General features: G+C 71.3%; 2 protein-coding genes. Both read left to right on the top strand.

Annotation, left to right across the window (positions count from 1 at the left end):
* Positions 1 to 1,020 (top strand): response regulator (locus HV824_RS35730; RefSeq protein WP_176425265.1); only part of this gene is annotated, 1,020 nt, incomplete at its 5' end.
* A partial coding sequence (locus tag HV824_RS35725; protein WP_176425264.1) for a response regulator occupies positions 1,017 to 1,397 on the top strand: 381 nt, incomplete at its 3' end. The genes HV824_RS35730 and HV824_RS35725, both read left to right, overlap by 4 nt.

Here is a 1,397-nt window from a genome sequence, read left to right as displayed (position 1 = left end):
CGTTTCAGTGTGGTGGACCAGGGCCCCGGCATCTCCCAGGAGCAGCGTGCGCGCCTCTTCGGCCGCTTCCAGCAGTTGGACAGCTCGGACACGCGCTCCAAGGGGGGCACGGGGCTGGGGCTGGCCATCTCGCAGGCCATCGTGGAGCAGCACGGCGGTATCATCACCGTGGAGAGCGAGGAGGGCCGGGGCTCCACCTTCACCTTCACGCTGGAGTCGGCCCGGCCCGCGCCGGCCCTGCCGCCGCCCGACATCCCCGAGGACGCGTCCCGCCATGAGGTGCTGGTGGCCACCGCGGACGTGGAGCTGGCGTCGCTGCTGGGCGGGCTCCTCTCGCACGAAGGCTACCGCGTGCTGCGCGCCACCAGCCTCATCGACGCGGCGAAGCACCTGGACACCGCGCTGCCAGACGCGCTGGTGGTGGACATGCAGCTGCCGGAAGGGCACGCGCTGGACTGGGTGCGGCGCCTGCGCGAACAGCCGCGCACGCATGAACTGCCCGTGCTGGCGCTGTCCGGCCGCTCGGACGAAGCCGAGGGCGTCCCGCACTGGGTGGACTGGATGCCCCGGCCGCTGGAGGAGTCGCGGCTGCTCAAGTCGCTGCGCTACGCCACGCGGCAGCCGGGCCAGGCGCGCGTGCTGGTGGTGGATGACGACGCCACCACCCGGCGCACGCTGTGCGCGCAGCTGGAGCGGCTGGGCGTGCAGGTCTTCGAGGCGGCGGACGGCGAGAGCGCGGTGGAGCTCGCGCGGGAGACGACGCCAGACCTCATCGTCCTGGACGTGGGCCTGCCGCGCCTGGACGGCTTCGAGGTCGTCGACATCCTCCGCCAGGGCAAGGGCCGCGCCACGCCGCTCATCGTCTTCACGGGCCGGGATTTGACGCGCATGGCTGAGCGGCAGCTCACCCTGGGCATCACCCGGCACTTCACCAAGTCGCGCGCCTCGGAAGAGGAGCTGGTCTCCTCCGTGCGTGACCTCCTCAACGGCCTGCTGGCGAGAAAGGCACATCCCTCATGAGCAGCAGGACGCTCCTGTTCCTGGAGGACGACAAGGACTTGCAGTCGCTGGTGGGCACCTTCCTGCGGGAGAAGGGCTACCGCGTGGAGCCCGCGCGCAGCGCGGCGGAGGCGCAGGCCGTGCTGGCGCGCGTTCCGGTGGACGCCGCCATCGTGGACGGCCTGCTGCCGGGGATGACGGGCGCGGACTTCATCCGCGAGCTGCGCAAGACGCAGCCCAAGCTGCCCATCCTCTTCGCCTCCGCCTTCTGGAAGGACTTGAAGAGCCACGAGCTGCTGACGCGGCAGCTGGGCGTGGTGCGCATCATCCACAAGCCCTACAAGCCGGAGGAGCTGCTCGTCTGGGTGAACCAGCTCTTCCCCGCGCCCGCCCTGCCG

The organism is Myxococcus sp. AM009 (assembly GCF_013372605.1).
Classification (GTDB): domain Bacteria; phylum Myxococcota; class Myxococcia; order Myxococcales; family Myxococcaceae; genus Myxococcus; species Myxococcus vastator.
This window is presented reverse-complemented; position numbering and strand designations above follow the sequence as displayed.